Origin of the sequence: Pseudomonas sp. PA-5-4B (genome assembly GCF_021606215.1) — a bacterium.
Taxonomy (GTDB): domain Bacteria; phylum Pseudomonadota; class Gammaproteobacteria; order Pseudomonadales; family Pseudomonadaceae; genus Aquipseudomonas; species Aquipseudomonas edaphica.
Genome location: NZ_WKDB01000074.1, coordinates 23,612 through 30,465 on the forward strand (window position 1 = coordinate 23,612; position 6,854 = coordinate 30,465).

The 6,854-nt window shown below is 61.7% G+C and carries 6 protein-coding genes; 2 read left to right on the top strand and 4 right to left on the bottom strand.

The window, feature by feature from the left end; translation table 11 throughout:
* Positions 1-120: 120 nt before the first annotated feature.
* Entirely contained in the window at positions 121-2,967 is a 2,847-nt protein-coding gene (rapA, locus tag GIW28_RS26000; RefSeq protein ID WP_017137219.1) for an RNA polymerase-associated protein RapA, read from the bottom strand.
* 217 nt (positions 2,968-3,184) lie between these two features.
* Here rapA and GIW28_RS26005 point away from each other — a divergent pair, with 217 nt between their 5' ends.
* Complete coding sequence (locus GIW28_RS26005; protein WP_017137220.1) at positions 3,185-3,526, top strand: hypothetical protein; 342 nt, start codon at positions 3,185-3,187, stop codon at positions 3,524-3,526.
* On the opposite strand, the gene GIW28_RS26010 is transcribed toward GIW28_RS26005, so the two are convergent.
* The 3 genes from GIW28_RS26010 to GIW28_RS26020 form a co-directional block, all read right to left on the bottom strand.
* Positions 3,523-4,704: an aminotransferase class V-fold PLP-dependent enzyme gene (locus GIW28_RS26010; protein ID WP_017137221.1), complete on the bottom strand. Its 1,182-nt coding sequence runs from the start codon at positions 4,702-4,704 to the stop codon at positions 3,523-3,525. The two genes, GIW28_RS26005 and GIW28_RS26010, sit on opposite strands and share 4 nt — an antisense overlap.
* Positions 4,701-5,171 (bottom strand): RidA family protein, encoded by a 471-nt coding sequence (locus GIW28_RS26015; RefSeq protein WP_099548591.1) that lies wholly within the window; start codon positions 5,169-5,171, stop codon positions 4,701-4,703. The genes GIW28_RS26010 and GIW28_RS26015 overlap by 4 nt, the downstream gene beginning before the upstream one ends.
* 90 nt (positions 5,172-5,261) lie before the next feature.
* The gene (locus GIW28_RS26020; protein WP_236446407.1) at positions 5,262-6,134 is read right to left on the bottom strand and encodes a LysR substrate-binding domain-containing protein; all 873 of its coding nucleotides are present in this window, start codon (positions 6,132-6,134) and stop codon (positions 5,262-5,264) included.
* Positions 6,135-6,292: 158 nt separating this feature from the next.
* Between GIW28_RS26020 and GIW28_RS26025 the strand changes: the two genes are divergently transcribed.
* Positions 6,293-6,778, top strand: coding sequence for a lipocalin-like domain-containing protein (locus GIW28_RS26025; protein WP_017137224.1), 486 nt, complete (start codon positions 6,293-6,295; stop codon positions 6,776-6,778).
* Positions 6,779-6,854 lie beyond the last annotated feature (76 nt).

Here is a 6,854-nt window from a genome sequence, read left to right on the forward strand (position 1 = left end):
ACGCTCCGCGTGGGAATGCATCCTGTGACGCTCTGCGTCATGCTTCTAGGAGCGGACGCAGAGCGTCCAGGGCGGCGTTCCCACGCAGAGCGTGGGAACGATCAAAGGCCCGCATGTTGATCAACCCGCCACCAACACCCGAATCGCCTCCAACCGCAGCGCAGCCTTGTCGAGCATGGCCAGGCCTTGCTCGCGCTGGTTGCGCAGCGCCACCAGTTCGCTGTCGCGCACGGTCGGGTTGACCGCTTGCAACGCGGTCAGGCGCGCCAGTTCTTCGTCGGTGTCGGCTGCCAGACGGCGTTTCGCCTCGGCCACACGCTCGGCGTGACGCGGGGTGATCTTCTCTTCGCCGGCATTGATGCGTGGCGTGAGCTGATCGCGCTGGGCCTGCACAAACTTGTTGGCGCTGGCGCGTGGCACGCTTTCCAACTGGTCGTTCAAGGTTTCAAACGACACACGACCGGACAGGTCATTACCGTTGGTATCCAGCAGGCAGCGCAAGGCGGCCGGTGGCAGGTAGCGGCCCAGTTGCAGCGAGCGCGGCGCAACCACTTCACTGACGTAGAGCAGTTCGAGCAACACGGTGCCTGGCTTGAGCGCCTTGTTCTTGATCAGCGCCACGGCGGTGTTGCCCATCGAGCCGGACAGCACCAGGTCCATGCCGCCTTGCACCATCGGGTGTTCCCAGGTGATGAACTGCATGTCTTCACGCGACAGCGCCTGGTTACGGTCGTAGGTGATGGTCACACCTTCGTCGTCGCCCAGGGGGAAGCTGGCGTCGAGCATTTTTTCGCTGGGCTTGAGGATCAGTGCGTTTTCCGAATGGTCCTCGCTGTCGATGCCGAAGGCGTCGAACAGGGTTTCCATGTAGATCGGCAGGGCGAACTGGTCGTCTTGCTCAAGAATGTCTTCCACCAGCGCATCGCCTTCACCCGCGCCGCCGGAGTTGAGCTCCAGCAAGCGGTCGCGACCGGTGTGCAGTTCCTGTTCCAGACGCTCGCGCTCGGCACGCGCTTCGTCGATCAGGGCTTGCCACTCGCCGTCGTCGGCGTTTTCCAGCAGCGGCAGCAGGCGTGGGCCGAACTGATGTTGCAAGGCGTTGCCGGTCGGGCAGGTGTTGAGGAACGCGTTCAGCGCTTCGTGGTACCACTGGAACAGGCGCTCTTGCGGGCTGGTTTCCAGGTACGGCACGTGCAGTTCGATCACATGCTTCTGGCCGATCCGGTCCAAACGGCCGATCCGCTGTTCCAGCAGGTCGGGGTGGGACGGCAGGTCGAACAGCACCAAGTGGTGGGAGAACTGGAAGTTGCGGCCTTCACTGCCGATTTCCGAGCAGATCAGCACCTGGGCGCCGAATTCTTCGTCTGCGAAGTAGGCAGCAGCGCGGTCACGCTCGAGGATGTTCATGCCCTCGTGGAACACCGTGGCCGGGATGCCGGAGCGCACGCGCAGGGCGTCTTCCAGGTCCATGGCGGTTTCGGCGTGGGCGCAGATCACCAACACTTTGGTGCGCTTGAGCATTTTCAGCTGGTCGATCAGCCACTCGACGCGCGGGTCGAAGCGCCACCAGCGGTTTTCTTCTTCAACATCCGGTTGCGATTGGAAGCTGACTTCCGGGTACAGCTCGGCGTGTTCACCCAGCGGCAGTTCGAGGTATTCGTCCGGGTTCGGCAGCGGGTAGGCATGCAGCTTGCGCTCCGGGAAACCCTGCACGGCGGCGCGGGTGTTACGGAACAGTACGCGGCCGGTGCCGTGGCGGTCGAGCAGCTCACGCACCAGGCGTGCGCTGGCTTCGGTGTCGCCATCGTTGACGGCGCTGAGCAGTGCTTCACCTTCGTCACCGAGGAAACCCTGGATGGTTTTGTGCGCTTTTGGCGACAGGCGGCCCTTGTCCAGCAGTTCCTGCACGGCTTCGGCTACCGGGCGATAGTTCTCGCTTTCGGCGCGGAAGGCGTGCAGGTCGTGGAAGCGGTTCGGGTCCAACAGGCGCAGGCGCGCGAAGTGGCTGTCCTGGCCCAGTTGTTCCGGGGTGGCGGTGAGCAGCAGCACGCCAGGGATCACTTCGGCCAGTTGCTCGACCAGCGCGTATTCCGGGCTGGCTTTTTCTTCATGCCACACCAAGTGGTGGGCTTCGTCGACCACCAACAGGTCCCAGCCAGCAGCGAACAGCGCGTCCTGGGCCTTCTCGTCGTCCACCAGCCATTCGAGTGCAACCAGTGCAAGCTGGGTGTCTTCGAACGGGTTGGCGGCATCGCTTTCGATAAAACGCTCTTCGTCGAACAGCGCAACCTGCAGGTTAAAGCGGCGGCGCATTTCCACCAGCCACTGGTGTTGCAGGTTTTCCGGCACCAGGATCAGCACGCGGTTGGCGCGACCCGACAGCAACTGGCGATGAATCACCAGGCCGGCTTCGATGGTCTTGCCCAGGCCCACTTCGTCGGCCAGCAATACCCGTGGCGCGATACGGTCAGCGACTTCGCGAGCGATGTGCAGTTGGTGAGCAATAGGTTGTGCACGCACGCCGCCCAGGCCCCACAGCGAGGACTGCAACTGACGGCTGGTGTGTTCCAGCGTGTGATAGCGCAGCGAGAACCAGGCCAGCGGGTCGATCTGCCCGGCGAACAGACGGTCGCTGGCCAGACGGAACTGGATGAAGTTCGACAGTTGGGTTTCCGGCAGGGTGACCTGCTCGTTCTGCCCATTGAGGCCGTGGTAGACCAGCAGGCCATCGACGTCGTCGACTTCCTGTACGGTCATTTTCCAGCCTTCGAAATGGGTGATGCTGTCACCCGGCGAAAACCTCACACGAGTGAGGGGCGCATTCCGTAGCGCATACTGACGAGTGTCGCCAGTGGCCGGATAGAGCACGGTCAACAAGCGCCCGTCCTGTGCCAGAACGGTGCCTAACCCCAGCTCTGCTTCGCTGTCACTAATCCAGCGTTGCCCCGGTTGATACTGCTGCGCCATGCTGCCTGACTCCCGCCGTGAAAAAGCCGACTATTCTAACGGAACACGGCTTCCAGACCAAAAGGAATAGCTGCAGCTTCAAGCTTTAAGCTACAAGCGGCAAGAAAAAGGGCGATATGTTCGTCGGATAGATGACGATTGGTTCACAAGTTGGGGGCTTGATGCTCAAGTCGCCCCTCCCGCAGCCGACAGTCTGCGCAATAGGAGACTAAAAACCATGCTGCCACCCATACTGCCCTTGAGCGTTGTGCCGGTTACGTCGCAACTTGATCCGGTGCGCCAGAAGCCGGATATCCCGCCCGTGGTGCCCGTGCAGGCCGGCTCCAACGAAAGCACCATCGACCTGAAAAAGGGCGATGCCGAGCAGTCGACTTTGTTACTGCGCGAAGAACAACGCCGCCAGCAAGAACAGCAGAAACGCCGGCGCGAAGCGGATGAAGACCCTGACGCGCACTTGGCGATCCCCGGCGATGAGCTCAACGCCGACAACACCGTGCCGGTAGCGCCGCTGATCGAGGACGCGCCGCGCCAGGGTTTGTGGGTGGACGTCGAGGTTTAATCGCGCAATTCGCGCAGCGCGGCGATCAGCAACTCGATGTCGTGTTCGGTGTTGAGTGGGCTGACAGAAACCCGCGCGATGCTTGTAAGACCCCGCGCCTGCATATCCAGAGGCGTGTAGGCCACACCATTGGCGCCGATGTTGATGCGCTTTAATCCCAGCCGACGTTTGAGTTCAAACGCCTCCCAGCCGGCGAGGTTAAAGGCGATCAGTCCTGAGTGAAGCGTGCCCAGATCGTGCAGGGAAACACCCGGAATCTGACGCAGCGCGTCGCGGATTCGTCCGCTAAGCTGCAAGACCCTTTCCCATGTCCGCTCCACGCCCAGTCGGTTAACTTCCTGCAACGCATTGCCCAACCCCGCCAATAAGGCGTAGGACACTTCGCTGGTTTCAAAGCGGCGGGCATCGTTACGCAGGTCGAACCCTTCAACGGTCCAGGGCGCCGAGAACACGTCGCGCTGGGCGGGGTTCAGGCGTTGCAGAAAGTCTGGTCGCACATACAGCAGCGCCGTACCCCGCGGCCCGCGCAGGTGTTTACGCCCGGCGGACTTGAGCACATCGCAGTGCAGCGCCTGCACATCCACCGGCAACTGGCCGACCGCTTGGCCGGCGTCGATGAAGTAGGGGATTGCGTGGCGCCTGGCCACTTCGCCGATGGCTGGGGCAGGGTTGATCAGGCCGCCGTTGGCCGGCAGCCAGGTCAGGTCGATCAGCTTGACGTTGGCATCAATCATTGCTTCCAGCGCCAATGGGCAGACTGCGCCGGTTGCATCGCAGGGAATCACCTCCACTCGGGCACCCGCTTGCACGGCCAACTGCATACTCGCCAGGTTGCCGCCCCATTCATGGCGCCCAACCAGGATGCGATCGCCCGGCTGCCACGGCCCCAAGGCCTGGAAAGCCAGGCTCCAGGCGGTTGAGCCGCTGCTGGCGAAGGCAATCGAGGAGACGGGCGCATTGAGTAATTGCCCAGCTGCGCGCCGGGCTTTTTCTACCAGGATCGCGCCATGCTCGCCGGCCTCCATCGGGCCATCGCGGGCTTCGCGTTGCAACTGGTCGATGATCGCGTCGAGGGTGGCTTGGCTCGGCAGCGAGGCACCGGCATGGTTGAAGTGCACGATGCCTGATTGGCAGCCAGGTGTGTCGTCACGCAGATGCTGGACCTGCAGCGGGCTCACGACAGCAGCTCGAAAATTGCGTCCACCTCCACGGCGACGCCGGCGGGCAGGCTCGAGACGCCGACGGCGGTGCGCACGTGCCGGCCTTTGTCGCCCAGGGCATTGACCACCAGATTGGATGCGCCATTGGCAACGACGCTTTGGCGCGTGAAATCGCCGCTGCTGGCGATGAACACGCCCAAGCGGAGAATGCGCACTACACGCGACAGGTCATCACCGACGGCAGCACTTAACTGGCCGAGCAAGCCCAACGCCGCCAGCTCTGCTGCCTGGGCACCTTCTTCATCGCTGAGGGATTGCCCCAGCCGGCCGATGTAGGCGGGTTTGCCGTCGAGCATAGGAATTTGCCCGGAGATAAACAGCTGGTTCTGGCTGACCACATGATTGATGTAATTGGCCGCCGGCTGGCTAGGGGTTGGCAGCGTCAGGCCAAGGGCTTGTACGCGTTGGCGGATGGAGTCGCTCATGTTGGATCCTCTTGGGTTAAGAGGTTTGAGCATGTTTGTTGTATCAATGGGCGACAAACGGATAGATCTCACTCGACGTATCGAAATAGCTCATGCATCGGCGCAGGTGTCTTTCAACCATTGACTGAAGCATTCGACCGCTTGGCTCGCAGGGCCTTGAGGCACGATCAGCCAGTAACCGATTTCGCTGTGGTAGGGCGGCCAGTCAAAGGCTTCCACCAGGCTGCCGTCCTTGAGCCTGCGCTCTATCAGGCGGTGACGGCCCATGGCGATGCCTTGGCCAGCCACGGCGGCTTCGACCACGATGTTGTAGTCGTGCAGCAGCACGCGGGAATGGTGGTCGAGGTTGACCTGGTAGTGCGCCGACCAATCCGTCCACTCGAAAGGGCGGTGCGAGGTGGCCATCAACAAGGGCGCATTGTGCAGTTGGCTGGCCTTGAAGGCCGGGCTGCACACCGGTGAAATGACTTCCGCCATCAAACGCGTGGCCTGTACATCGGGCCAGTCGCCCTTGCCATAGCGGATGGCCAGGTCGACCTCGGCGGTGGCGACGTTGGCTAATTGAATCGCGGGCAGCAGTTCCACCTGGATATGCGGGTAGCGGTTGAGAAACCCGGGCAGACGCGGGGCCAGCCACAGGGTGGCAAACGAGGCCAGCAGGCCCACGCGCAAAATTGTGGTCGTGGGGGCGACTTTCTGCGCGCGGGTGGCGGCGGCGATCATATCGAGGGCCGGGCGGATTTCGTCGTAGTAACCTTGGCCGTCGGCGGTCAGATCAATCGCGCGGGTGCGTCGGATAAACAGTGGTTTGCCCAGATACTGTTCGAGCTTTTGCACTTGGTGGCTGAGTGCGCTCTGGGTAACCGACAACTCATTGGCGGCCTTGATAAAACTCAAGTGCCGCGCCACCGCCTCAAAAGCGCGCAGGGCCAGCAGCGGCGGAAGGTCATTGTGCAGTGCCAACTGAGTGCGCCTACAGGGTAAGTTGGGAAGTGTCGATTTTGGGCGATGTGCTTCCTTTTGTCGCCCGCAGATTCTCCTGTCGTAGTTTGGGGATATGCCCTACATCTCCCCGGGCAGCCGTGCGCAAAGCTCTGTGTCTTTTTTGAGACGGTAGAGCGATGAAATTCCCTATAAAGGCAAATGTGATCGGGTTGGCTGTTTCGATGGGCCTTTGCGCGGGCGCAGCAGCGAATGAGTCACCGCTGGTCGGGGCCTGGAAGCTGGTCGGCTATCAGGTCGAGTCCCAGGATACCCGTGAGAAAATTCCGGCAATGGGCAGCCGTCCTTCCGGGCGCGTTATTTTTACCGCGGATCATCGAGTGGCTTTCGTGTTGACCGGTGAGGGAAGAAAGCCCGGCGCTTCCGACGCAGAAAAATCAGCGCTGTTGAATACGCTGGTGGCTTATACCGGTATTGAGCGGGTCGAGGGCAATCAATGGTGCACAGAGGTTGATTCTGCCTGGAATCCGGCGTGGGTGGGGACGGTGCAATGCCGCGATTTTCAGGTCAGGGGCGATACGCTGGAAGTGCTGACGCCCTGGCGCCAAATGCCGAATTGGCCGGGGACTACACGTTCCATCATTACGTTTGAGCGGGATAAATAAGCGCCAGGAAAGAGAAGTACGAGGATTTTCACCCTGGCATTTGCCGTCGAGCGGGAGAGGCCGCATTATTGAGCCA